We start from the raw sequence: 25,405 nt of genomic DNA on the forward strand, positions 1-25,405 counted from the left end.
TTTAAATCTGACTGTCTAAGCAATTTTCATGCACATTTTGGTGCATACACCGACATTTAGTCGATGTAAGTTGCACCACCCATATACGGACGCAGTACTTCAGGGATCTCAATTGAACCATCAGCACGTTGATAGTTTTCCATGACCGCCAGTAAAGTACGACCTACAGCCAGACCTGAACCATTCAGCGTATGTACGAATTCAGTTTTTTTCTGGTCAGCACGGTAACGCGCTTTCATACGGCGTGCCTGGAAATCCCACATATTTGAGCAAGATGAAATCTCACGATACGTATTTTGACTTGGCACCCAGACTTCAAGGTCATAAGTTTTGCATGCACCAAAGCCCATATCACCGCCACACAGAATGATTTTACGGTATGGCAGACCTAATGCTTGCAAAATACCTTCTGCATGACCAGTTAACTCTTCCAGTGCCTGCATAGAGTCTTCAGGTTTTACAATCTGAACCATCTCAACTTTGTCGAACTGGTGTTGACGGATCAGACCACGGGTATCACGGCCATATGAACCGGCTTCACTACGGAAACATGGGGTATGTGCTGCATATTTCAGTGGCAGACGGTCGGCATCGATGATTTCATCACGCACGAAGTTGGTTACAGGTACTTCAGCCGTAGGGATCAGGTAGAATTCTTTCTCACCTTGCAGCTTGAACAGGTCTTCTTCAAATTTCGGTAACTGACCTGTACCACGTAAAGAATCTGCATTCACCAAATAAGGTACATAGGCTTCGGTATAGCCATTTTTAGTGGTATGCGTATCCAGCATGAACTGAGTGATGGCACGTTGCAGACGCGCTAAAGGACCTTTCAGAACGCTAAACCGTGAACCAGTCAATTTGGTCGCAGTTTCAAATTCCAGACCACCCATCATTTCGCCCAGGTCAGTATGGTCTTTGATTTCAAAGTCAAATTCGCGTGGTGTACCCCATTTCAGGACTTCCACATTGTCATTTTCATCTTTACCTTCAGGTACAGATTCATCTGGCAGGTTTGGAATAGACAGTGATTTTTCTTCTAGTTCAGCTTGCAGCTCAGCCAGTGCAGCTTCAGCAGCCTTGATTTCATCACCAATTGAAGACATGCGTGCCATGATTTCAGAGGCATCGCCACCTGCTTTTTTGATCTGACCCACTTGCTTGGCACCGGCATTACGCTCAGCTTGCAAGGATTCAGTTTTGGATTGAATCTCTTTACGTCGAGCTTCTAATGATGCCCACTCCTCAACATTCAGTTGAACACCACGTTTTGCCAAGGCTAAATTTACAGCCTCAATATTATTTCTAAGTAATTTCGGGTCGATCATAGCCAATCTTTGGATAAGAAAAAAACTGGCTATAGTGTAAGCTCTTAACGTCAAAAAATACAGTGACTGACCTACCGGCTGGAGTTTATTAGCGCAATATTTAAAGGCTTGTTTGAGGCAAAAGCGATAAATATTCAGGCCGGATGATCTCTCTTAATGCTGTATAAGGTACTTTTAATTCTGCCATATCACTGATTGTCTTGTTCAACTCGCCTGCCGGATAAACCAGTACCAAGCCCTGACTGTCAAAATAATAATTATCACTCAGTGCTAGTTTCTGCTGGGTGATTTGATAACGATCCAGCCAGTCTTTATTTGCTTGATATAGAGTCTGTTTCAGTTTTTCATCTGTATTACCGCACATAACCTGATGAAGAGCTAGACGTTTCTTTTGTTTTAGATCCAGATTGACATATTCAGTATGAGATTGGGGCTGTGCTGCACGTTCAGGCTGATGGGCAGTTTTAAATATAAAAGTGGCCAGATGCGCATGCTGATTCAGGTAATTCACCTGAATGGAACGTTGATCAATAAATTTTGGCTGATCCTTTGCTTTAATTTTATTACTGGTCACTTTGCTAAAAGCGACCGGCTCAGTACGCTGAATACGCTCCATGAAGTATTGATCAATCCAACTCATATTGGTATCTACAGTCTGCAAATCAAAGCGCACACAACCTTCGATTTCACACACGACCTGATTGGCATCTTTAACTGGAACTATTTTGGATTGGATTTCTCCTGTGTCTTCTGATTGCGCGGATGTAGTGACTGAAGAGGTTTGAGGCTGACAGGCAAATAGCCCGAGATTCAGACACAAGATACAACCGATCCAGCCTATTTTACATGAAGTCATTTTCATCCTGAGCTCCTAAAATTTTGCAATTTCATTGACTCAACTTTTGTTTATTCTAAAACACCCGAACTTCTAGATATACGCCAACCTTGTAATGACTCCAGATCCATCTCGATCAGGAACAAAAAAAAGCAACCCGAAGATTGCTTTTTTGTTGAGTTGATCTTGATGTTTATTGATCAATAATGTCTGTGCCTTTTGGCGGGGTAAAGTTAAATGTAGATGCCGGAATCGTGGTATTCAGTTTGACATTACTGAATTTAATATTGGTAGTCTGGCCTAATGAATCTTGCAAAATCATCAAGCTAGGCGCTTTGTTCGCACCAAAACTGATAGTCAGGCTTTCAAAAACCCCATCGGTATTTTTCGGATAAAGCGTGTAATAGGTTTTAGCTTTATTCGGCTGAGTTACGCGATAAGATTGCATAATCTGGCTAGTATTGCCGGACAATAATAATGCCGGTGTATTTGCCACTTGATCGTCTAGACTCTGACGCACTGCTTGCTGCAAGTCTGGATCATAGATCCATACGGTTTTACCAGTAGTAGCAATAGTCTGTTTCGACGGGCTTGAAGTTTCCCAGTAGAATTTACCCGGACGCGCCACTTTCATCACACCTTTAAAGGTCTGGTTCATGTGCTGCGCAGTCAAGCCTTTTTTCTGGGTCGCTTTCGGATTCGTGACTTTAGTCGTTTGTTCAAAATTTGCAGTTAAGCTACGGATATTGCTGAGCTGTTTCACCAGATTCGCAGTAGCTTGCTGCTCCGTCGCTGCAGTTGCGGCAAATACAGTCGTGCTCATGACAGGTGCCAGTGTCGCCGTACCGATTGTTATGGCACATACAGTTTTACGAAGCATACTCATAATCTCACCTTTTTGTATTTGCATATCGCTATTTATCTAATGACTCATCTTAAACCAATTTCTCAAACTAAGATGATAGAAAATAAGAAGTTTTGTATTGTTATTAATGCAGAATTCCTACTTTTATTCATCATTATGAAGATTCAATAGTGATATTTACATTCGCTGTCACAGCTTTATAAGCCGATAAACCTTCACGCATAAAAAAACCCACAGAAACTGTGGGTCTTTTTTCTATCTCAGCAAATTATGCTTCAACAGATACGTAGCGACGGCCAAATTGACCTTTCACTTCGAATTTTACTACGCCATCAGCAGTAGCAAATAATGTATGGTCACGGCCCATACCTACGTTTTGACCAGCGTGGAATTCAGTACCACGTTGACGAACGATGATGTTACCTGCAGTTACAGTTTGGCCACCGTAAACTTTAACACCTAACATCTTAGGATTCGAATCACGACCGTTCTTAGTCGAACCACCGGCTTTTTTAGTTGCCATGTCTATTTACTCCTAGTAATTAGCCTGAGATACCAGTAATTTTCAACTCAGTGAACCATTGACGGTGACCTTGTTGTTTACGGTAGTGCTTACGACGACGCATTTTGATGATGCGGATTTTGTCGTGACGACCATGGCTAACTACTTCTGCAGTTACTTTAGCGCCAGCTACAACTGGAGCACCGATTTGAATGCTATCACCGTTTACAAGCATAAGTACGTCATCAAACGTAATTGTTGAACCAGTTTCAGCTTTCAATAATTCAACTTTAAGGGTTTCACCCTCAACTACACGGTGCTGTTTACCACCGCTTTGGATTACTGCGTACATAATGTACTCCAAACATGCCCGTGTCGACGTGCCGATAAAGGAATATATCGATCTTAAAACGCGCGCCACTGGGGGTTATACAAGGGCAAAGATTTTAAGGGATATTATAAGAAACAACAAGCCATTTTAAGGAAATAATCATGAACTCCATTATAAAGCCTATAAATCATTAAATTATTCATTCAAAATCAAAGATTAATATTGGATATAATGGCCAAAAAAAGGATACTCAATTCCGAGTTTTCCGGCTGCCTGAGAATGTTTAGAAAAAAACTTTAGCGGAAAGATATTGTTCATTTTTTAAATGTCAAAATTTAGGCTAAACTCAAAGAAGTGCTATAAAAAGCTGATTTTTAGTGGAGTTTGTGCTTTTCTTAGCTTTCACTCATGTTATAAATTGTTAAACTACCCGCTGCGATTTACCAAACTAGAGGTTTTCTTTCACATGGCCATCGACTTTAAGCAAGATATTCTCGCTCCTGTTGCTAACGACTTTGCTGCGATGGACACATTCATTAACGAAGGAATTACCTCAAAAGTAGCGCTGGTGATGGCGGTCAGCAAGCATGTGGTTGAAGCTGGCGGCAAGCGCATGCGCCCAATCATGTGCCTGTTGGCAGCGAAAGCCTGTGGTGCCGTAGAATTGGAACAGCATCGCAAACTGGCAGCCATTATCGAAATGTTGCATACGGCAACTCTAGTTCATGATGATGTCGTCGATGAGTCAGGTTTGCGTCGTGGCCGTCCAACTGCCAATGCCACATGGAACAATCAGACAGCTGTGCTAGTGGGTGACTTCCTGATTTCGCGTGCCTTTGATTTACTGGTCGACCTTAACAATATGACCCTGCTCAAAGACTTCTCTACGGGTACCTGCGAAATTGCCGAAGGCGAAGTTCTGCAACTACAATCGCAACATCAGCCAGAAACCTCAGAAGAAACTTATTTAAGTATTATTCATGGCAAGACTTCTCGCCTGTTTGAGTTGGCGACCGAAGGTGCCGCTATTCTTTCCGACAAGACTGAATTCCGCGAACCATTACGTAAATTCGCTGGTCACTTCGGTAATGCCTTCCAGATTATTGATGACATTCTGGACTATACCTCTGATGCTGAAACCCTAGGTAAAAACATCGGTGATGACCTGATGGAAGGTAAACCTACCCTGCCATTGATTGCTGCCATGAAGAATACAACTGGGGAATCGCATGAAATTATCCGTCGCAGTATTGCAACGGGCGGAACAGATCATTTGGCAGAAGTCATCAAGATTGTAAATGATTCTGGCGCCTTGGATTATTGCCGCCAGCGTGCAACCGAAGAAACAGAAATTGCAATTCAAGCCTTGAATGCACTACCCGATTCAGAGTATCGTCAGGCCCTCGTTAATCTGGCCAAACTGGCTCTTCACCGGATTCAATAGCCGCTTATCTCGCCTATGCATATTAATTTTCTTGATATTTTTCAAAGCATGCAGCATCAGCTTGAACAACCACAAGCGGTGCTGGATGAGAATCTGCTCATCCAACTTGTAGAACGTATACGCCCAGAAGACAGCAGAAATACAGAAGAAATCGAAACAAAATTTAATGCATTTATCCGGGCTTTACTGCTCACTCCCAATGCAGTCTTAACCTTACAAAGTTTCACTTTAAGAATTATCAACCGCTATAAACAAGCCAGTCTGTTTTCCGATACCGGGATTCTTTCTCTGGATGGTTTCTGGAACCAGCTGAATCAGCGGATCGGGGCGCATATCCTGCCGGTGATTCCAGATCATTTACAGCTTCAGGAATTGTTCCGCAAGATTTTCTATTTGCGTACCGATAAATACTGGCTGGATTATTTTGATGAAGCGGATTGGCAGCGACTTTTTGCTGTTGTAAATCAGGGTCATTCCAATCAGGTAGAAAAAACCCGAATCAAAGATCAGATCATTAAAGCACTAACGATTCTGTCCTACCGGGTGAGTGGGATCGGCCTGCATCCTGAATTTATTAATGCCCAGCCTGAGCTCATGGAATATGAATCACCTTTTCTGGTGCAAAACCGTGAGATTATTGAATTTATCCAGGAATATAAAAAACGCTATAACACTGTAGAACTGGTAGATGCGATTACGCCGCCAGATGCTTCTCAAGCTCTGGTCATGCTGGAGCAGTGTCACGATGTTGTCGCCAAAATTCGCCGCTCTACCAAACGGATTGGGGTCAGTGTCAGCCTGACCTATATGCTGGCCTTGCTGGAACAGTGTCTGGAACGGATTGAAATCCTGTTGAATATGGTGCTGGATGACGATGATCTGCGTTATCAGTCCATTGGTCTGTTTATCGCAGATATTACCGAAGCGATTTATAGCGAACGCAGTGTGCGTGCCTTACTGACTACCAATAGTGAACTCCTGGCTTTACAGGTAACTGAAAATGCCAGTAAGACTGGTGAACATTACGTAAGTACCGACAAGCAAGGCTTTTTGGCCATGTACAAATCGGCAGCCGGTGCCGGTATCATCATTGCCTTTATGGCCTCGCTGAAAGTCTTAATGGCGCGTGTCACGATGGCACCTTTAATGCAAGCCTTTAGCTATAGCATGAACTATTCGCTCGGTTTTATGCTCATTCATGTGCTGCACTTTACCGTTGCAACCAAACAGCCAGCGATGACTGCAGCTGCACTGGCTTCTACCGTACAACAGCGTAAGGGTTCGAAAACTGCCCAGATTGCTGAACTGGCTGCACTGATTGTGAATATCATTCGGACCCAGTTTGTCGCGATTCTTGGGAATATTTCAATCGCAATTCCGGTTGCAGCACTGATTGCCCTGATGTGGGAATTTGCCCTACATGAGCCATTAATGACACATGCCAAAGCAGCCAAAACCTTATATGACCTGAATCCATTTACTTCTTTAGCGATTCCTCATGCAGCAGTGGCTGGAGTATGTTTATTCCTGTCAGGCCTATTAGCCGGTTATTTCGATAATATGGCAGTGTATCGGAAGGTCGGTCCTCGTCTAAGAGCTCATGTGCGCCTGTCACAACTGATGGGACAAGAACGTTTGCATCGATTTGCTGACTATATTGAACGTAATCTGGGTGCACTGGCGGGTAATTTTATTTTTGGGGTTATGTTGGGCAGTATGGGTACCATCGGTTTCATTCTCGGCTTGCCTTTAGATATTCGTCATATTGCCTTTGCGTCTGCCAACTTTATCCAAGGACTAATCAATATTAATGGTCCAGATATTGGACTCATTATCATCTCTTTCCTGGGTGTTCTGCTGATTGGTCTGACTAACCTTTTTGTAAGTTTCAGCCTGACCATTATTGTGGCATTACGCGCACGACGGGTGCGTTTCGAACAGTGGAAACCGCTCGCTAAACTGGTCATGACCCATTTCCTGACTCGCCCAAGTGAGTTTTTCTGGCCGCCGAAGCAATCTATTGAAATTGACGAAAATCATACATCCACAAAACTGTAAAATTGCGAGAATATTTGGGCATTTAGGTACAAAATCCCATAAGTAAAAAATGGAATTTGCATAAAATACGCACTCTTGAAAAAAAGTGTACTGACAAGTACACTTTAGCGCAGACAGTTAACCGGCTGAATAACGGTTAAAAGGACAAGGATTTTTGGCATGCATTACTTGTTACTTATTGTCGGAATTTTATTTTTAATTTTCAGTGTGTTATTTCTTGATATTGCAACTTTAAGCCAGTTGGATGTGCTTGCAATTGAATGGATTAGCGGCTATCGCACAGAATTTTTAAATCAAATTAATCAGTCCTTATCAGTGATAGGTGGCATGCCATTTGTATTATTTTTATCCACACTATGGTGTATTTTTCTACTGTGGTATAAAAAGCATGCAAGCGTAATTTTTATATGTATCGGAATTATCGGAGGAATTCTCCTAGGCTGGCTTTTAAAATTCAGTATTGCCCGACCTCGACCAGCAGAGTCTTTTCATCTGGTTGAAAGCTATGGAAGCTCCTTCCCGAGTGCCCATAGCGTCTATGCAGCCTGTCTCGGCTGTCTGGCAGTGTTCATATATCGGCAACATCCCCGACATACCATCATCTGGATGGGTGCAGGTGCATGGATGCTGATTATGGGTATTTCAAGAGTTTATCTAGGTGTACATTTTCCTTCAGATGTCATATCCGGCTGGAGTATAAGTTTTATTTGGATTTCGTTGTGGTATATGGTCTGGATCAGATATTGCACGGCTCACAAATAAAAAAATTTAGATAAGAATCCAATTGAGGTGGAACAATGATTTCTGCAAAGCTTTGGGCTCCCGCCCTGACTGCTTGCGCATTAGCAACAAGTCTTGCACTTGTTGGTTGTAGCAAAGATCCTAAAGAGGGCCAGCAAGCTGGTGCTCAGCAGCAAATGCCACCGACTGAAGTCGGTATTCTTGTTGCACAGCCACAAAGTGTCGAGCAGTCTGTAGAGCTCTCAGGTCGTACAACAGCATTTGAGATTTCTGAAGTACGTCCACAGGCTAGTGGTGTGGTGCTTAAACGCTTATTCACTGAAGGTAGCTATGTCCGTGAAGGTCAGGCGCTTTATGAAATCGATTCAAGCACTAACCGTACTACTGTCGATAATGCTCGTGCTGCGATTGCCCGTGCTGAAGCGAATTTAGGTGTATTGCGTGTTAAAGAAGGTCGTTACCGTCAACTGGTCGGTACCAATGCCATTTCTAAACAGGAATACGATGACATCGCAGCACAGGTCAAACTGGCTGAAGCTGATTTGAATGCAAACCGTGCAACTTTACGTAATGCTGAAATCAACCTGGGCTATTCAACCGTACGTGCACCGATTTCTGGTCAAACCAACCGTTCTTCGATTACGGCGGGTGCGTTAGTGACTGCAAATCAGACAGAACCACTGGTTACAATTCAGCGTCTAGATCCAATCTATGTAGATATCAACCAGTCAAGTGCTGAACTGCTACGCCTGCGTCAACAGCTAAGCAAAGGCAACCTCAACAGCTCAAACAACACCAAAGTGAAGTTAAAGCTTGAAGATGGCAGCATCTACCCTGTCGAAGGCCGTCTTGCATTCTCGGATGCCAGCGTGAACCCTGAAACAGGTACTGTGACTTTACGTGCAGTATTCCCGAACAAAAACCATTTACTTCTGCCAGGTATGTTTGCCACAGCGCAAATCGTGCAAGGCGAAATTCCAAATGCTTTCCTGATTCCACAAGCGGCGTTAACCCGTACGCCTACTGGTCAGGCCATGGCGATGCTGGTGGGTGCTGACAATAAAGTAACTCCACGTCCAGTAACGACAGTCGGTACTCAAGGTAGTAACTGGATCGTAACCGAAGGTCTAAATCCGGGTGATAAAGTGATTGTTGATGGTATTGCCAAGGTAAAACCTGAACAGCAAGTGGTGCCTAAACCCTATCAACCTCAAGCAGCTGCCCCACAAGGTGCTGCTCCTGCTGCGCAACAACCTGCAGCAGATGCAAAAAAGGCAGATGATGCAAAGAAACAACCTGAACAAAAACCTGCTGCAAATGCATAAGGAGTAATGGTTCATGGCTAAATTCTTTATCCATCGCCCGATTTTTGCATGGGTGATTGCATTGGTAATTATGCTGGCGGGTATTTTAACCATCAGCAAAATGCCAATTGCTCAGTATCCGACGATCGCGCCACCAACAGTCACCATTTCTGCGACTTATCCGGGTGCATCTGCAGCGACTGTAGAAAATACAGTAACGCAGATCATCGAGCAGCAGATGAACGGTCTGGATGGCTTGCGTTATATTTCCTCGAACAGTGCCGGTAACGGTCAGGCATCCATCGCCTTAAACTTTGAACAAGGTGTCGATCCTGATATTGCACAGGTTCAGGTACAAAACAAATTACAGTCTGCAACTGCACTGTTACCTGATGATGTACAACGTCAGGGTGTACGTGTGACCAAATCTGGTGCCAGCTTCCTTCAGGTATTAGCTTTCTATTCTCCTGATGGCAGCCTGACTGCAGATGACATTAAAGACTATGTAAACTCAAACATTTCTGAACCTTTAAGCCGTGTGGCCGGGGTTGGTGAAGTTCAGGTCTTTGGTGGTTCTTATGCAATGCGTATCTGGCTGGATCCAGCCAAAATGGCTAGTCTGCAAGTGACTCCAAGTGATGTGGCTCAGGCAATCCGTACCCAGAACGCTCAGGTGGCTGTCGGTCAATTAGGTGGTGCGCCACAAATTGAAGGACAGGTACTGAATGCGACAGTGAATGCGCAAAGTCTGCTGCAAACACCTGAACAGTTCGAAAACATCTTCCTGAAAAATACCACTTCAGGTGCTCAAGTCCGCCTGGGCGATGTCGCACGTGTAGAACTTGGTGCAGACAACTACCAGTTTGATTCTAAATTTAATGGTAAACCGGCTGGCGGTGTTGCGATTAAACTTGCAACCGGTGCCAATGCACTGGATACCGCTGAAGCAGTTGAAGAACGTTTAAAACAGTTACGTCCTAACTATCCTCAAGGGATGGTGGATACACTGGCATTTGATACCACACCATTCATTCAGTTATCGATTGAATCGGTGGTTCATACTCTCATTGAAGCAGTCATTCTGGTCTTCATCGTAATGTTCCTGTTCTTGCAGAACTGGCGCGCAACGATTATTCCAACCATGGCCGTTCCAGTAGTTGTACTGGGTACTTTTGCAATCATTAATATCTTCGGCTTCTCGATCAACACCTTGACCATGTTCGCGATGGTTCTCGCGATTGGTCTGCTCGTCGATGATGCGATCGTTGTGGTCGAGAACGTTGAACGTGTCATGGCTGAAGAGCATCTGGATCCTGTGTCGGCGACTGAAAAGTCGATGAAACAGATCTCTGGTGCGCTGATCGGTATTACCTCTGTACTGTCTGCAGTATTCGTACCAATGGCATTCTTTGGTGGTTCTACAGGTGTTATCTATCGCCAGTTCTCAATCACNNACCATTCTGAAACAGCATGATCCGAACAAGCCGCAAAGTAACAATCCGGCTGCACGATTCTTCCGCTGGTTTAATCATAGCTTTGACCGTGTTTCTGTGAAATATCAAGGCGGCGTCAATCGTATGACACACCACAAGATTTTCTCCGGTATCATCTATGCGGTGGTGATCGGGATTATTGTGCTGATCTTCCAGAAACTACCTTCTTCATTCTTACCTGATGAGGACCAAGGTGTCGTAATGACGCTGGTACAGTTGCCACCAAATGCAACCTTGGAACGTACCGATAAAGTCATCAATACCATGACAGGCTACTTCCTGGAAAATGAAAAAGATCATGTCCAATCTGTCTTCAGTGTGGCTGGTTTCTCATTCACAGGTGTAGGTCAAAACGCTGGTCTGGCATTTATCAAACTGAAAGACTGGTCTGAACGTACCACACCAGAATCACAGGTCGGTGCAATTATCCAGCGTGGTATGGCACTGAACATGATTGTGAAAGATGCGTCTTACATCATGCCATTACAATTGCCAGCAATGCCTGAACTGGGTGTATCTGCCGGCTTTAACATGCAGTTAAAAGCAGCAAGTGGTCAAAGCCATGAGCAACTTTTGGCAGCGCGTAATACTGTTCTGGGCCTGGCTGCACAAGACAAACGTCTTGCAGGTGTCCGTCCAAATGGTCAGGAAGATAACCCGCAGTACCGTGTGATTGTCGATCATGCACAAGCCGGTGCTTTAGGTGTCAGCATCTCTGAAATTAACAGTACCATGAGCATGGCGTGGGGTGGTTCGTACATCAACGACTTCCTTGACCGTGGTCGTGTGAAAAAAGTGTACGTTCAGGGTGAAGCCAGCTCTCGTATGATGCCGGAAGACCTGAACCAGTGGTATGTTCGTAACAACCGTGGCGAAATGGTACCGTTCTCGGCATTCGCAACGGGTGAATGGACCTATGGTTCGCCTCGTCTAGAACGCTATAACGGCGTATCTGCAATGAACATTCAGGGTACACCGGCACCGGGCGTGAGCTCAGGTGATGCAATGCGTGCGATGGAAGAAATCATTGCCAAGCTTCCTGAAATGGGCATGCAAGGTTTCGACTATGAATGGACTGGTCTGTCTCTGGAAGAACGTGAGTCTGGCGCACAGGCACCATTCTTGTACGCGCTTTCACTGTTGATCGTGTTCCTGTGTCTGGCTGCATTGTATGAAAGCTGGTCAATTCCATTCTCGGTTCTTCTGGTTGTACCATTAGGCATCGTGGGTGCATTACTATTGACCTTTGGCGGTATGATTCTGTTTAAAGACCCGAATCTGTCGAATAACATCTACTTCCAGGTAGCGATTATTGCCGTAATTGGTCTTTCTGCGAAAAACGCAATCTTGATTGTGGAATTCGCCAAAGAGCTGCAGGAACAAGGCGAAGAGTTGTTTGATGCGACCCTGCATGCAGCAAAAATGCGTTTACGTCCAATTATCATGACCACCCTTGCCTTCGGTTTTGGTGTACTTCCACTAGCACTTGCTTCAGGTGCCGGTGCGGGTAGCCAGCACTCCGTCGGTTATGGTGTCCTTGGTGGTGTAATCAGTTCGACTCTTTTAGGTATCTTCTTTATTCCTGTATTCTACGTATGGATTCGAAGTATCTTTAAATACAAACCAAAACAACAAAATCAGGAGTACAAGTCGTAATGCAAAATATATGGTCTATTACAGGTCGTAGCATTGCGGTATCTGCCCTCGCGCTTGCTTTGACTGCATGTCAAAGCATGCGTGGCCCAGAGCCCGTTGCAGAGGCAAATATCCCAAGCAGTTATACCAATGCTTCAGGTACTTCTGTAGCAGAACAGGGTTATAAAGAATTCTTTGCTGACCAGCGCCTGTTACAGGTACTGGACCTGGCATTGATCAATAACCGTGATTTGCGTACTGCCGCATTAAACATTCAGCGTGCCCAACAGGCTTATCAGATTTCTGAAAATGACCGTCTGCCAACCATTGGTGCGAGCGGCAGCGTGTTACGTCAGGACACTGGCAGTAACAACCCGCAAAGCCGTGGCGCTGTGACGACTTATAATGTCGGTCTAGGCGTAACTGCATTTGAGCTGGATTTCTGGGGTCGTGTGCGCAGCTTGCGTGACAATGCACTGGATACTTATCTGGCGACTCAAAGTGCGCGTGATGCGACTCAGATTTCCCTGATCGGTCAGGTGGCCCAAGCATGGCTGAGTTACTCATTTGCCAATGCCAATCTAGCGTTGGCTGAGCAAACGCTGAAAGCCCAGCTTGAATCTTATAACCTGAACAAAAAACGTTTTGATGTGGGTATCGATAGCGAACTTCCGGTACGTCAGGCACAGATTTCTGTTGAAACTGCACGTAATGATGTTGCCAACTATCGCACCCAGGTGGCTCAGGCACAAAACCTGCTAAATCTGCTTGTAGGTCAACCCGTACCGGCCAACCTGTTACCGGCACAGCGTGTTACCCGCATTACCTCTAATGCAGCACTAGGTGCAGGCTTACCAAGTGATCTGCTGATTAACCGTCCGGATGTACGTGCAGCTGAATATCGTCTGTCTGCGGCAGGTGCCAATATTGGTGCTGCCCGTGCGCGTCTGTATCCAACGATCAGTCTGACGGGTTCGGCAGGTTTTGCATCTGCGGATCTGGGTGATCTGTTCAAGTCTGGCAGTTTTGCGTGGTCTGTAGGCCCAAGTCTGGATATTCCAATCTTCGATTGGGGTACACGTCAGGCGAATATCCGTATTTCCGAAACAGATCAACAAATTGCGCTGTCAGATTACGAAAAATCAATTCAGACTGCATTCCGTGAAGTGAATGATGCCCTAGCGGTACGTCAGAATATTGGTGACCGTATTGCTGCTCAACGCCGTCTGGTCGATGCAACTAATACCACTTACCGTCTGTCTCTGGCACGTTTCCGTGCCGGTATTGACAGTTATCTGACTGTACTGGATGCACAACGTGCTTCATATGCAGCAGAACAAGGTTTGTTATTACTTGAACAGGCGAATCTGAACAGCCAGGTTGAACTGTACAAGAGTCTTGGTGGTGGTTTGAAAGTTAATACCTCAGACACTGTACCGTATCGCCCGTCTGTGACCGAACAGCGTCGTGCGAAAGAGACAAAATAAGCCTAACTCCTTTTCAGAAAAGCTCACTTCGGTGGGCTTTTTTATTGCTTTTTTAAAGGAGATTTTCTATCTTCATGATTATATGACTGATTAAGAAGATATCTGCATGTTATTGAGCAATCTGGAATCTGTACCGGGACATACTATTCGCCAGCAAATCGATGTGGTCTATGGCAGTACTGTGCGCAGTAAGCATGTTGGACGTGATTTTCTGGCCGGTCTAAAAAATATTGTCGGTGGTGAGTTGACCGCTTATACCGAATTACTGGAAGAATCCCGTCAGGAAGCTATGAACCGGATGATTGAAAAAGCCCGCAGTATGGGTGCCAATGCGATTGTGGGTATTCGTTTTTCTACCTCAAATATTGCCCAAGGTGCTTCTGAACTGTTTGTGTATGGCACTGCAGTCATCGTTGATCCGGTCATACCTAAACTGCCTGATCCATTTCCACAGGCGAACTAATGCATGGACGGATTGATTATACAGATTGTCATTTTTGCCATTCTGTTCAGCGTGGGTTTCGGTTTTGGTCGCTTTAACGAGCGCAAGCATCTGCAATATCTGGATGAACAGGAACAGCGTTTGGCTTATATCCGGGTCAATAATAGCCGTTTCATCGAATCTACATTCCCCGGCCATATGATCAGCAGCAATGTGGTGATTTCACATGATTACTTTAAATATGCGATTGCTAATGTGCAAAACATGCTAGGTGGTCGTTTGACCAGTTATGAGAGTGTCGTTGAACGGGCACGACGTGAAGCTATAGTACGATTAAAATTGGAAGCAGAGAAAATAGGCGCTGACCAGATTATGGGAATTCGACTCAGTACTACCGAACTTGGCATGCAAGGCGGTATGGTTGAAGTCTTCGCTTATGGCACCGCAATTCAGGCCAAGTAATTATGCTTCTGAAAGCTTTTCTACAAATAAAATTCCATTCAAGTGGTCAATTTCGTGCTGTACAATTCGTGCCGGAAAGTCTTTAAACGACTGAACCACTTCATTTCCCTCTAAGGTAAAATAACGCACCTCAACCTCTTCTGCTCGAGCTACCCTCCCCCTTTGCTCGGGCACACTTAAACAGCCTTCCTCACCCAATACTTGCGTAGCTGAAGCACTGATAATCTCCGGATTGATCATGGTCACGGCTTCCATATATGGCGCATCCGGATAACGTAAATTGGGCCGTGATGCGACAATAATAATGCGTTTAGAGACATAAACCTGCGGTGCTGCAATGCCCACGCCCTGACGGTGTTGCATAGTCTCCATCAAGGCGCTGTTAAATTGCCGCAACCAGTCACTGTCAAATTCAGCCTGTGTGACCGGACTGGCAATTAGGGTTAAAATGGCCTCACCTTGCTGTGCCACCGCCAAGGTATTTGTCATCGCGCTATCCTGTAATTTTTTCATCCAACTCTATCTTAGAGGGAAAGTTACAGAATGAATATCATACTAAAATGAATAAATACGTTTAAAAAAGATAAGCTGTATTTTCAGTAATGTTTCGGACTCCAGCTTATTTTGCCTTAAAAATTTCACCTGAAAGGAAGATAATTAATCAAAACATTCCAAATAATTTTATTCATTTAAATTTTAATAAATTTTAGTTTAGATTAAACAAAGAAAGATTGATTATTCAAGAAAATAACCCTTCTTTAAAATCAGCAATCAAGTCATGGATATTAAATAATGGAACGAGCACATGAATGCACAACCCTATCTGAGCCCTGCTGATAAACGCACCCTCGGACTATCGTCCCTAGGTGGCGCACTGGAATTCTATGATTTTGTCATTTATGTGTTCTACGCCAAATTGATCTCTGAACTGTTCTTTCCAAGTACCCTAAGTCCGTTCTGGGCCATGCTGAATACCTATGGCATCTTTGCTGCAGGCTATTTCTTTCGCCCACTCGGCGGTGTGGTGATGGCGCATTTTGGGGATCTGATCGGTCGTAAAAGACTATTCAGTTTATCCATCTTGCTGATGGCGCTACCGACCCTCATGATTGGGATCATGCCAACCTTTGAAAGTATTGGTTATGCTGCACCATTACTGCTGCTATTGATGCGTGTTGTTCAAGGTATTGCGATTGGTGGTGAAATTCCGGCTGCCTGGACCTTTGTGTCTGAGCATGTGCCTGAAGGCCGAATTGGGATTGCCAATGGTTTGCTGACCGCTGGCCTATAACTCGGAATTCTACTCGGTGCCCTAATGTCACTGTTTATTTCCTTACAGTTCACTGAAGCGGAAATCAAAGACTGGGCTTGGCGCGTTCCCTTCATTCTGGGTGGAATTTTCGGTTTTATCGCTCTTTACCTGCGCAGTTATTTGAAAGAAACTCCAGTTTTTAAAGCCATGCAGGCGAAAAAAGAACTGGCGAAAGAATTACCGGTCAAGCAAGTGCTGTTAAGCCACAAAACTGCTGTAGGCATCGGGATGTTATTTACCTGGTTCCTGACCGGCTGTGTGGTGGTCTTGATTCTGGCGATGCCAAATTTACTGGTGGCCAGTTTTGGCTTCGAACGTGCTGATGCATTCAAGATGCAAAGTGCTGCAATCCTAATGCAAATGCTCGGCTGCATTATCGCTGGTGTACTGGCTGACCGTTTCGGTGCAGGCAAGGTCATTTTACTTGGCTCTATTTTTGTCGCGGCAATGGCTGGGATTTTTTATCACAGTCTGGGTCATGTTGAAGCGTCAACGGTGTTCATGCTTTACATGTTGCTCGGTCTAAGCTCAGGAACCGTGGGCATGGTGTCTTATAGCATGGTGAAAATGTTCCCGGCACAAATCCGTTTCAGCGGAATTTCATTTTCCTATAATCTGGCCTATGCGATTGCAGGTGGAATCACCTTGCCACTGGTGCAATGGTTGAGCCTATATAGCAATATTGGTGCCCTGTACTATATCTGGACTGTGTGTCTAGTGACCCTATTCACTGCCCTGCTTTACCGCAGCAAATTTGAAAAAAACAGCCTAAAATAAAAAAGAGCCTGACTCACAGGCTCTTTTTCTAAGCGTGAAAATACGAGCTTAAGCTTTCAGATTCTTGCGTAGCTCATCTTCTACAATGCTGATCTCGATCTCACTGAATTTACGGATTTCACCTTCGGCATGTTTTTCCAGCATGCCACCGACCAAAGGCACTTTCACATTCACCGTCCAGTTCAACTGGAACTGGATCTGCTGTTCATCACCTGTAACGGCACGCTGACATTTAGCTTCAATCGGCAGATTGGCACCTAGTTCCACGACTGAAGTCATTTCTTCTAGATTGCTAACATCGGTACGCTGCAAGCGAAACGCATCTTTCAGCAGTTTTCTTGCAATATCCGGGATTTTGACATCCAGATTGTAGGCACGTTTCAGGGTATACAGATGTCCTTGCTTTTCTGAAACCAGAATTTCCATATTTTGAGCAGGGATTCGATGACAAACCGCTTCATGCAAACTGATGTCATTTGCCAGACGTTTAAACTCATCAATCGAAACACCGCGAATAATTGCATTTACGGTAAACTGGTGGGCCATATCTATTTTCCTTATTTTTATTAGGGGGTTATGGACTCAAATTAAGTCAAATGAATCATCTGACAGAGAAGATAAGCTATTTAAGTCAATTTTACATCGGCTGTCATTATTTTTTTATTGAGAAAAATTGGCGTTGAGGTCAATGTTTCCAGGCAATTTTTGCAGATATACAGGGTCCGCAGCTGAGTAAAAGCTGAACTTCACGATACTCAATGACCGCATGAAATTCTTCTGCACCATCATCCAGACCTGAAGCATACCAGACCGTGCCCGCAGGAAATTTCTTTAACCAGCTGGCCTTATAAAAATCAGAAACAGAATCAAACTGTAAATAGTGTTCCGGTTCGGCTTCAACCTGAGTCGCCAGAGCCATAAATTTCTGTAATTGTGCCTGATGAAAATCAATCAGCATGAGGCAGCCCTTCCTTTTGTATGAGGCGATTGCATGCCATATTAAGCATTGATGTCATTTACGACTCGTGAGTTTTGACATCATGGCTTAGATCAGATTAAAAATAATATAGATTCACCTCCCCTGATTCAATCCACGTATAAGGATATCCAGCATGCAACAAGGAAAAATTCAGGTCGAAACCGTGCAGTTTCTGGCAGAAGATGGCTATACCTTAACCGGCAAGCTTTACCGCAGTGAATATGCCAAAGCCAATATTGTCATCGCCTGCGCAACGGGTGTCCCCCAAGCTTTTTACCGGCGCTTTGCCGATTATGCAGCACGAGCAGGTTTTCAGGTACTGACTTTTGATTATCGTGGGGTGGCTGATTCTGCACCCAAACGTTTAAAGAATTTTAAAATGTCCTATTTAGACTGGGGAAAATATGATCTCAGCGCTGCGATTGATTATCTCAGCCGAACCGGTCTGGATATTTATATGATTGGCCACTCCTATGGCGGGCAGGCTTTGGGATTAAGTAAATATCATGATCGCATTGAAGCAATGTACTGCTTTGGCACCGGTGCTGGCTGGCATGGTTATATGCTTTTAACTGAAAGAATCAAGGTTCAGGTAATCTGGAATATTGTTTTTCCACCGATGGTAGCGGTGACAGGCTATTTGCCATGGAGTCGTTTAAATATGGGCGCTGACTTGCCGCGTGATGTTTATCGTCAGTGGCGCAAATGGTGTAAAAATCCGACCTATTTCTTTGCCGATCCTGAACTGAAAGACCTACATGCCCATTATGCCGCGGTAAAAACACCTATTTATGCCGTAGCCGCACTCGATGATGCCTGGGCCTTACCTAAATCCAGACAAGCCTTTATACAACATTACCGTCAGGCCTCGTTGCATTATATTGATATTCAGGCGACCGATTATGGACTCAAACACATTGGACATATGGGTTATTTCCGTCAGGGCGCAGAACAGCTCTGGGATGAAGTGCTCGCTAAGTTCAGTGAATTACATCAACTCAAAAATGCAGCTTGATTTTAGTCTCTAGAGTATTTAAGCATTTAGCTGCTTAAGCATAATATGCCTGTTGAATATCGGTTCTGATTTCCTGACGGTGTTCCTCGCCGAAACGGTCGACATGGGCATAAAATACCCCATAACGGCCGACATAATATTCCAGTGACTGGTCATAAAAATTCCAGAAAATTGACCATTCGCCTAAATCCATCTGACGGATTTGTGTACCGGTATGCATCGGCATCTTACGGAGCAGTTCCTGCTGTAATTGCTCTGCTTCATTGCGATCCTGAATCTGAACCTGATGTTGGAAAAATAATTGCGCTACATCATCAAACAGTTCCAGCTCATAGGCATCGACCACATGCAATGTTTCCTGAGACTCAGGTTGACTCTCTTCAGTACTGCTGGAAATCGGATCCTCTTTTTCGACACGTTTACTCTTTACATACTGCTGGGTTTTATAGATTTTCATGCCGATAAACCAGGTCGCATACAGTATCAGGGCTAGACATGAAAAAATCAGGAACTTAAGAATCATTGATCATCTCGTGTAGTTAATTTTATTTTTATCACGGTCTGCCAATTCTTGATTTGGCGATCTTCTTCCAACTTAACACAAGTCTATTTTTTGTACAGTAAACTTGAGGATTTTTTTAGATCTTCTTGGATTTTTTTCTTCGGTTGAGCCTTATTTCCCAGTATTCAATTTGAAATAAGGATCTAAAATCTTGTTAAAAATTAGAATGAATCCAGAAAGCCAATATTGATCAGGATAAATAAATCAGACAAATCACTACAGAATCGATCATCAACTCTGGATTCTTTAGCAAATGCACTCAAAAAGCTACACGATTGGTATTTGTTTTTTTGAGCATTTTCCTTCAAATAAAAGGTCCCTCTTTATGGTCGAGTAAATGAATAAAATTATGATTCGTGAAGGGAAGATTCAAGATATACCTCAAATAATCCAGGTCATCCACGACAGTATTCAATCCTGTATTTTGGATCATCAACGTGAAGACAGCGTGATCCAGCGCTGGCTGGAGCAGTTTAATCACGCCCAGCTGATTGTGGAAATGCTTTATAACGACTGCTGGGTGTATATTTTAAATGATCAGATTGTCGGCTTTTTGCTGGTCAGTGACACTGGAGAAATCCTGATGCACTATGTGGCTGCCCGTTTCCAGCGACTCGGGTTTGGCACCCAGCTTTTTGATCAGATGCACAACTCCTTAGTGCGTAAAAATATCCATAAAATTAAAGTCCAATCGACTCAAACAGCTTTAAGTTATTATCAAAAAAATGGATTTTTCTCACCGAATCATCAATCGGAAAATGAAGAAAATTATCATTTATATAAATACGCTTTTTAAAATTAAAAATTTTTCATGCCATTTTAAGTTGATCTCGCCCTGCCTGCTTAGCCGCGTATAACTGCACATCTGCCGCTTTCATCAGTGCATGAATATCTGGATAGGGATGTGTTTGATCCATCCAGGAAATACCCATGCTGACCGTGACATAAGATTTATCATCTGTTCGATTTAAGTGTTCAAATTGCTGTTCGCGAATCTTGTGCAAGACTTTTTCCAGAAACTCTAAGGCTGCCTGAACAGGTACATCAGTGAGTAGAATCGCAAATTCTTCTCCACCATAACGAGCTAAATACGCGGATTCGGGGAGTACCGTTTGAATGACCTTGACCAGATTCTGTAAAATTTCATCTCCTTTTAAGTGCCCATAATAGTCATTGTAGTTTTTAAAATAGTCGACATCGAGCATGGCAAAAATCAGTGTACTGTGTGGATGTTTCTGACAGTATAAAAACTGCTGCTGGATTTGGTCATTTAAAGCACGACGGTTAAAGGCACCCGTCAAAGCATCAATATTCACCTGATGTTCGAGTTTGGCATTCAGTTCACGTAATTGCTCTGTACGTGCTTTGACTTTCTGATCCAGTGAACTGTTCAAGATCATTAATTTATTATTCAGTCGCTCGGTATAGTAGGTTTGATGGGCATAATTACGAGATTGTTGAAACATAATGATCAAGACATACAGGCTGGTCGAAATAAATGACAGATGCACGCTCTCAATTACATTCAGTAATACCAGATAATCATTAAGAAAGGTCACACACAAAAAGATGATGGCAAACAGGTTAGTGAACGAATATTCATCTCCTTGAGAAAGTGTCACATAAAACCCGTAAATAAAATTACCCAGTATCACCAGACCATAGATAACGCTATACAAAGCCAGACGCTCAAAAACTTCTGGTGTGCTAAACAAGGTTACTGCGATATTAAAAATTAGTAATCCCGCACCTACGTAATAAATTGAACGTCGGATATAACGTGGCTTAAACAGGTACATGTAGCTCAGGAAGAATAAGATTGCCAGAAAAGTGAACAGATATTCTAGACGAGCGCCCCATAACCAACTGATTTTACTTACAATGGCGTATGGATGTGGCGCAGAAAACAGATTATGCAGTGCCAAAAAAATAATAAATAAGCCAAAAATAAATACACTGCGGCTATTTCGCTCCACAGATCCGCGAAACAGGGAAAATAAAATGGTAAATAGTCCTACACCCAGCACTGTGCCACAGACCAAAGCAATACTCAGCATTTGCAACATAAACTGTCGGTTAATGGTCGCAGAGGGGCCAATTTTCAGAGGCTTTTCTAATCCGCCATGTAAATTAGTATAGTTGGAAACCTGAATACTTAAGGTAAAATATTCATTCTGTGGCACAAAAGATGCGATCTTAGGTGCCTTTTCAGTCACCTGCCCTGTCGGGGTTTTACTGATTTTACCAAGACGCAGCAAGATATCCCCATTTAAATAAATGCTATAAGCACCATACTGACTCGGAATCTGAATCGCTAAACGTTGTCCGATAAATTTTTTGGGAATTTTAAAATGGCTAATAAAAGTGCCATAAGTGGCATTGGTTCCGGTGAGACTCTTGAATGAAGCTGGGAGTTCAACTACTTGTGATTCGAGTTCAGGATCTGGTTGCTCAATGAACTGACGTGGATAGAACTGCCATTTGCCTTGCAACAAGGTGGTACTATCTTCATCAAATTTTAGTTCGGTGACCTCATTCTGATGAGCTAGGAAATAAGATTCTGGAGCAGCATCATATTGAGCCCACACGATCCGTGTAGTCCCCATCAAAAATATCAGCATCAACCACGATGCCAATATCAGCATAATCCCCCTAAACCTGAGCAAAAAGGCCATCCTGTAGCTACTGTTATTAATTCTAATGTACGTGGAATGTTGGATATTGCCAATGATTTTTCATATAAAAAAGCAGGATAACCGACGAGCTATCCTGCTGCTGAATTCCTGACATATTGTACTGTTCAGAAAGTCACATAATATCAGTCACGTGTTTTAACGTCGTACAGTTCGATTTCAAAAATCAGGTTGGAATTTGCCGGGATAATGTTCCCCATTTTACGTTCACCATAAGCCAGATGAGCAGGTACGATCAGCTTACGTTTGCCCCCCACTTTCATGCCGATGATACCTTGATCCCAGCCTTTAATCACACGACCAGTGCCGATGACCGTCTCAAAATAATTACCACGATCCAGCGATGAATCAAACTTGGTTCCATCTTCCAGCCAGCCAGTGTAATGCGTGGTAATCAGTGCACCTTTTACCGCTTCTTTACCTTCACCCACCACCAGGTCAATAATTTCTAGTTCTTTGGTCATCGTCAATATCCTTCATTTTGCAAATAGCCCTAGTATAAACACGATTGAGCCAAATTCCTCAGACTTTAACTGCAATGGATCAAAAGCTGAGTTCCTGAACCTTCTTATCCTGTAATAAATACTGGGTTAATTTCTGGTGATTTTTAGCCGAACCCATCAGGATCCAGCGGCCTGTGATCCGCCGGTCGATTTTTTGCTGGCTGGAATGGATGACTTTTAATTTGTATTGTTTAAACAGTTTTTCATAATGATCTGGTTCATGCTGTTCAAAAGGACAGACAATTTCGTAGTTACGTTCCTGATTCAGAGATTCAATGCCGCGTTGTACATACATCAGCAAAACCAGCACCGTCATGACAATAAAGGTCGCCCAAATACTTAACAGCTCATAGCCAGCACCAACTGCCATGCCCAGTGCAGCTGTCATCCAGATTGTGGTTGCAGTGGTAATCCCAGAAATCCGGTTATCATCTTTTAAAATCACTCCGGCTCCCAGAAAACCCAGGCCAGTTAAGACATTGGCTGCCAGACGGTCGGGGTTGGCGACGCCGATTTTTAAGGAAATAATAGTAAATAGACAAGAACTCAGACTGACCATGATCATGGTGCGCAGTCCGGCAGATTTACTATGATATTCCCGTTCCGCTCCAATAACCGCACCAATCACGACTGCTAACAGCAAATCATAAAGTTCATGATACATGCTTCGTCCCTGGAACTTATTATTCTCTCCAGATATACGAAATATTGGGGCGAGGACACAAGTCGAAACTTGCATCCTTGTGAGTTGTTATTGTAACTGTTCCCATTCAATTACAGCTTGGGCGTGATCACCGATTAGGGTCCATTCACCATCCATGATATTTAGTTGCAGCTGCATGGTACGTTCGCATAACTGTTGTACCGCTTCAGTGCTGGCGGTTGAAATTTTCCAGACCTCAACATTTGATAAAGTTTTCAATTTGGAATTACGTTTATACCATTCATCAACTGAAGAACCATAAGCAACTACTGCGACCTGCTTGCAACGCGCACTGGCTTTCTTGACTTTATCTTCGTCAGGACAACCTACTTCGATCCATTTCAATAATTGGCCAGTCAGGTCTTTTTCCCACAACGCTGGCTCATCAGTCTCAAACAGGTCTTTGGTAAATTCAAGCGTCTCGCCAGCAAAACGTGCATAAGCCAGAATACGTACCATCAGACGTTCAATGGTTTCCGAAGGATGCAGCGCCATCGTCAACTGATAGTCTTCATAACGATGGGTATCCATATCGGCAACATTCAAATCTGCCTTATAAATTGTCGCTTTTAACGCCATAACACAATCCTCAAATTTGGCGCCTAGCATATAAGATTTATTGATTTTTTGCTGGACAGATTTCGTCTTATCCAGCTATTTTCTACACGCAGATTCGAAGCTATTTTTCCTGATCAATCCGGCATTGCATCAAGGCGGTTTCAAATTCTAGCCAGTCACGTGAAGTCTGGTAAATCACTTCTACCCGGTTATCAATGCCTTCTTCAGCAGACTGATAATTAAACTGTTCAGGATTGAAATTAAAGCTTTTCCAGCCCTGATTGGTATTGAAAATCCCTTTGATACGTAGCCAGTCCTGCTGCTCACAAAGCAAATCCAGCAGATTATAAAAATCAAACTGCCAGCGTTTCGGCAATTTCCAACCTGCCACCTGACAGCCTTGTGCACTTTCAACATAATGATAAGGCAACTGATGTACGACAGCCGGCATCTCTCCAGATATTTGGCGCTGTTGCTTGAGCAGTGGCTGGATCTGCCGAGGAGTACCCTGATAATCCTGTTTGATTTGCTCAATATCCAGCTGTCCGTTTTCTATCATCAGCCAGTGCTGAGCATAGGGCTGATACTCAGACTTGAGTTCAGTTAAAGCAGCATGATCAGTTTCAGTCATCAAATCAGCATGGGAAATGACCACAATATTGGCAACTTTCAGCTGATCCGCATACAGGTTCTGATGCGTCCAGTCCCGATCATGTAAACGTGAGCCATCCACCACGGTAACCAAAGATTGCATCTTTAAATGACTCTGCCAATGTGGTTCAGTGAGCTGTTCCAGCAGTTGTCCGGGATGTCCGAGTCCTGTAGGTTCAATAAATAGCCGGTCCGGTTTGGTTTCTGACAATAGCCGGGATAAAGCAATCTGCATCGGCAACTGACTGCTACAACATAAACAGCCACCCAGCAATTCTTTCACTGCATAGCCCTGATCCTGAGGCAGTAATTGCTGGTCGACGCCAATCTGACCAAATTCATTCATCAGCACAGCCCAGACTTCCTGCTCCGGTTTCTGGCTCAGTAAATATTTTAATAAAGTGGTTTTACCGGCACCTAAAAATCCGGAAATGATGTGTACAGGAATAGGCTGCTGAGCGGCAAGAACTTTCAAAATTGATTCTCAAAGATAGAATTAGAAGTAGTAAACCTGACTATTATAGAGCACTGGACTCTTGCAAAAGTGTTCATTTTTTGGATGAGTAAATCCTATTTATCTCAGTGCAAATAAAAATAACAGTTTGTAGTAAGTACTTTTTAGCCGTTAAATGGTTCACTTAAACGCTATATTTGAAATATTTACACACATTTCCAGCTAAAAATTTCCTATACATTTAACAGAAGAAAACAAATTTCCAGTGATT

23 protein-coding genes and 2 pseudogenes are annotated in these 25,405 nt (G+C 43.6%); 11 read left to right on the plus strand and 14 right to left on the minus strand.

Going from position 1 to position 25,405, the window contains the following annotated elements; all coding sequences use genetic code 11:
• Positions 1-56 precede the first annotated feature (56 nt).
• From serS to rplU, 5 genes are all read right to left on the minus strand, one after another.
• Positions 57-1,328: a serine--tRNA ligase gene (gene serS, locus B3J29_RS01040; protein WP_004784891.1), complete on the minus strand. Its 1,272-nt coding sequence runs from the start codon at positions 1,326-1,328 to the stop codon at positions 57-59.
• Positions 1,329-1,428: 100 nt separating this feature from the next.
• Positions 1,429-2,190 (minus strand): hypothetical protein, encoded by a 762-nt coding sequence (locus tag B3J29_RS01045; RefSeq protein WP_004784893.1) that lies wholly within the window; start codon positions 2,188-2,190, stop codon positions 1,429-1,431.
• A 166-nt stretch (positions 2,191-2,356) separates the two neighbouring features.
• Entirely contained in the window at positions 2,357-3,049 is a 693-nt protein-coding gene (gene lolA, locus B3J29_RS01050; RefSeq protein WP_004784895.1) for an outer membrane lipoprotein chaperone LolA, read from the minus strand.
• A 247-nt stretch (positions 3,050-3,296) separates the two neighbouring features.
• Positions 3,297-3,551, minus strand: a complete 255-nt coding sequence (gene rpmA / locus B3J29_RS01055) for a 50S ribosomal protein L27 (protein WP_004784896.1) — start codon at positions 3,549-3,551, stop codon at positions 3,297-3,299.
• Positions 3,552-3,570: 19 nt separating this feature from the next.
• On the minus strand, positions 3,571-3,882 hold the full coding sequence (gene rplU / locus B3J29_RS01060) for a 50S ribosomal protein L21 (RefSeq protein ID WP_004784898.1): 312 nt from the start codon (positions 3,880-3,882) through the stop codon (positions 3,571-3,573).
• 445 nt (positions 3,883-4,327) lie between these two features.
• Here rplU and sdsA point away from each other — a divergent pair, with 445 nt between their 5' ends.
• The 8 genes and pseudogenes from sdsA to B3J29_RS01100 all read left to right on the plus strand — a co-directional run bounded on the left by sdsA (position 4,328) and on the right by B3J29_RS01100 (position 14,927).
• On the plus strand, positions 4,328-5,305 hold the full coding sequence (sdsA, locus tag B3J29_RS01065) for an All-trans-nonaprenyl-diphosphate synthase (protein WP_004784900.1): 978 nt from the start codon (positions 4,328-4,330) through the stop codon (positions 5,303-5,305).
• 15 nt (positions 5,306-5,320) lie between these two features.
• Positions 5,321-7,363: a site-specific recombinase gene (locus tag B3J29_RS01070; protein WP_034701673.1), complete on the plus strand. Its 2,043-nt coding sequence runs from the start codon at positions 5,321-5,323 to the stop codon at positions 7,361-7,363.
• Positions 7,364-7,522: 159 nt separating this feature from the next.
• Positions 7,523-8,125, plus strand: a complete 603-nt coding sequence (locus tag B3J29_RS01075; RefSeq protein WP_034701676.1) for a phosphatase PAP2 family protein — start codon at positions 7,523-7,525, stop codon at positions 8,123-8,125.
• A 35-nt stretch (positions 8,126-8,160) separates the two neighbouring features.
• Positions 8,161-9,429 carry an efflux RND transporter periplasmic adaptor subunit gene (locus B3J29_RS01080; protein ID WP_175968004.1) on the plus strand — a complete coding sequence of 423 codons (1,269 nt, stop codon included), beginning with the start codon at positions 8,161-8,163 and terminating at the stop codon, positions 9,427-9,429.
• 70 nt (positions 9,430-9,499) lie between these two features.
• Positions 9,500-12,557, plus strand: a pseudogene (locus tag B3J29_RS01085) (efflux RND transporter permease subunit).
• Positions 12,557-14,023 carry a multidrug efflux RND transporter AdeIJK outer membrane channel subunit AdeK gene (gene adeK, locus B3J29_RS01090; RefSeq protein ID WP_034701683.1) on the plus strand — a complete coding sequence of 489 codons (1,467 nt, stop codon included), beginning with the start codon at positions 12,557-12,559 and terminating at the stop codon, positions 14,021-14,023. The pseudogene B3J29_RS01085 and the gene adeK overlap by 1 nt, the downstream one beginning before the upstream one ends.
• 106 nt (positions 14,024-14,129) lie before the next feature.
• Positions 14,130-14,486 carry a YbjQ family protein gene (locus B3J29_RS01095; protein WP_175968006.1) on the plus strand — a complete coding sequence of 119 codons (357 nt, stop codon included), beginning with the start codon at positions 14,130-14,132 and terminating at the stop codon, positions 14,484-14,486.
• 3 nt (positions 14,487-14,489) lie between these two features.
• The gene (locus tag B3J29_RS01100) at positions 14,490-14,927 is read left to right on the plus strand and encodes a YbjQ family protein (RefSeq protein WP_175968008.1); all 438 of its coding nucleotides are present in this window, start codon (positions 14,490-14,492) and stop codon (positions 14,925-14,927) included.
• On the opposite strand, the gene def is transcribed toward B3J29_RS01100, so the two are convergent.
• A complete protein-coding gene (gene def, locus B3J29_RS01105) occupies positions 14,928-15,416 on the minus strand; it encodes a peptide deformylase (protein ID WP_175968010.1) in 489 nt (162 codons plus the stop codon).
• Between the two features lie 316 nt (positions 15,417-15,732).
• Between def and B3J29_RS01110 the strand changes: the two are divergent.
• Positions 15,733-17,016 (plus strand): annotated as a pseudogene (locus B3J29_RS01110) (MFS transporter).
• A gap of 48 nt (positions 17,017-17,064) precedes the next feature.
• On the opposite strand, the gene B3J29_RS01115 reads toward B3J29_RS01110, so the two are convergent.
• Entirely contained in the window at positions 17,065-17,562 is a 498-nt protein-coding gene (locus B3J29_RS01115; protein WP_104425866.1) for a DUF2505 family protein, read from the minus strand.
• Positions 17,563-17,701: 139 nt separating this feature from the next.
• Positions 17,702-17,974 (minus strand): hypothetical protein, encoded by a 273-nt coding sequence (locus B3J29_RS01120; protein WP_004784921.1) that lies wholly within the window; start codon positions 17,972-17,974, stop codon positions 17,702-17,704.
• Positions 17,975-18,128: 154 nt separating this feature from the next.
• Here B3J29_RS01120 and B3J29_RS01125 point away from each other — a divergent pair, with 154 nt between their 5' ends.
• Positions 18,129-19,010: an alpha/beta fold hydrolase gene (locus B3J29_RS01125; RefSeq protein WP_175968011.1), complete on the plus strand. Its 882-nt coding sequence runs from the start codon at positions 18,129-18,131 to the stop codon at positions 19,008-19,010.
• A gap of 34 nt (positions 19,011-19,044) precedes the next feature.
• Here B3J29_RS01125 and B3J29_RS01130 read toward each other — a convergent pair whose 3' ends face one another.
• Positions 19,045-19,530, minus strand: a complete 486-nt coding sequence (locus B3J29_RS01130; protein ID WP_034170202.1) for a hypothetical protein — start codon at positions 19,528-19,530, stop codon at positions 19,045-19,047.
• A 391-nt stretch (positions 19,531-19,921) separates the two neighbouring features.
• Here B3J29_RS01130 and B3J29_RS01135 point away from each other — a divergent pair, with 391 nt between their 5' ends.
• Positions 19,922-20,368 carry a GNAT family N-acetyltransferase gene (locus B3J29_RS01135; protein ID WP_175968223.1) on the plus strand — a complete coding sequence of 149 codons (447 nt, stop codon included), beginning with the start codon at positions 19,922-19,924 and terminating at the stop codon, positions 20,366-20,368.
• A gap of 13 nt (positions 20,369-20,381) precedes the next feature.
• On the opposite strand, the gene B3J29_RS01140 is transcribed toward B3J29_RS01135, so the two are convergent.
• The 5 genes from B3J29_RS01140 to B3J29_RS01160 all read right to left on the minus strand — a co-directional run bounded on the left by B3J29_RS01140 (position 20,382) and on the right by B3J29_RS01160 (position 25,155).
• Entirely contained in the window at positions 20,382-22,217 is a 1,836-nt protein-coding gene (locus B3J29_RS01140) for a sensor domain-containing diguanylate cyclase (protein WP_175968013.1), read from the minus strand.
• A gap of 173 nt (positions 22,218-22,390) precedes the next feature.
• A complete protein-coding gene (locus tag B3J29_RS01145; protein WP_004814829.1) occupies positions 22,391-22,729 on the minus strand; it encodes an FKBP-type peptidyl-prolyl cis-trans isomerase in 339 nt (112 codons plus the stop codon).
• A 79-nt stretch (positions 22,730-22,808) separates the two neighbouring features.
• Positions 22,809-23,432, minus strand: coding sequence for an MgtC/SapB family protein (locus B3J29_RS01150; protein ID WP_005236960.1), 624 nt, complete (start codon positions 23,430-23,432; stop codon positions 22,809-22,811).
• A gap of 87 nt (positions 23,433-23,519) precedes the next feature.
• Positions 23,520-24,050, minus strand: coding sequence for a YaeQ family protein (locus B3J29_RS01155; RefSeq protein WP_175968015.1), 531 nt, complete (start codon positions 24,048-24,050; stop codon positions 23,520-23,522).
• A gap of 100 nt (positions 24,051-24,150) precedes the next feature.
• The gene (locus tag B3J29_RS01160) at positions 24,151-25,155 is read right to left on the minus strand and encodes a CobW family GTP-binding protein (RefSeq protein ID WP_175968017.1); all 1,005 of its coding nucleotides are present in this window, start codon (positions 25,153-25,155) and stop codon (positions 24,151-24,153) included.
• Between the last annotated feature and the right edge of the window lie 250 nt (positions 25,156-25,405).

Origin of the sequence: Acinetobacter sp. UBA5984 (genome assembly GCF_002429925.1) — a bacterium.
Lineage (GTDB): Bacteria > Pseudomonadota > Gammaproteobacteria > Pseudomonadales > Moraxellaceae > Acinetobacter > Acinetobacter variabilis.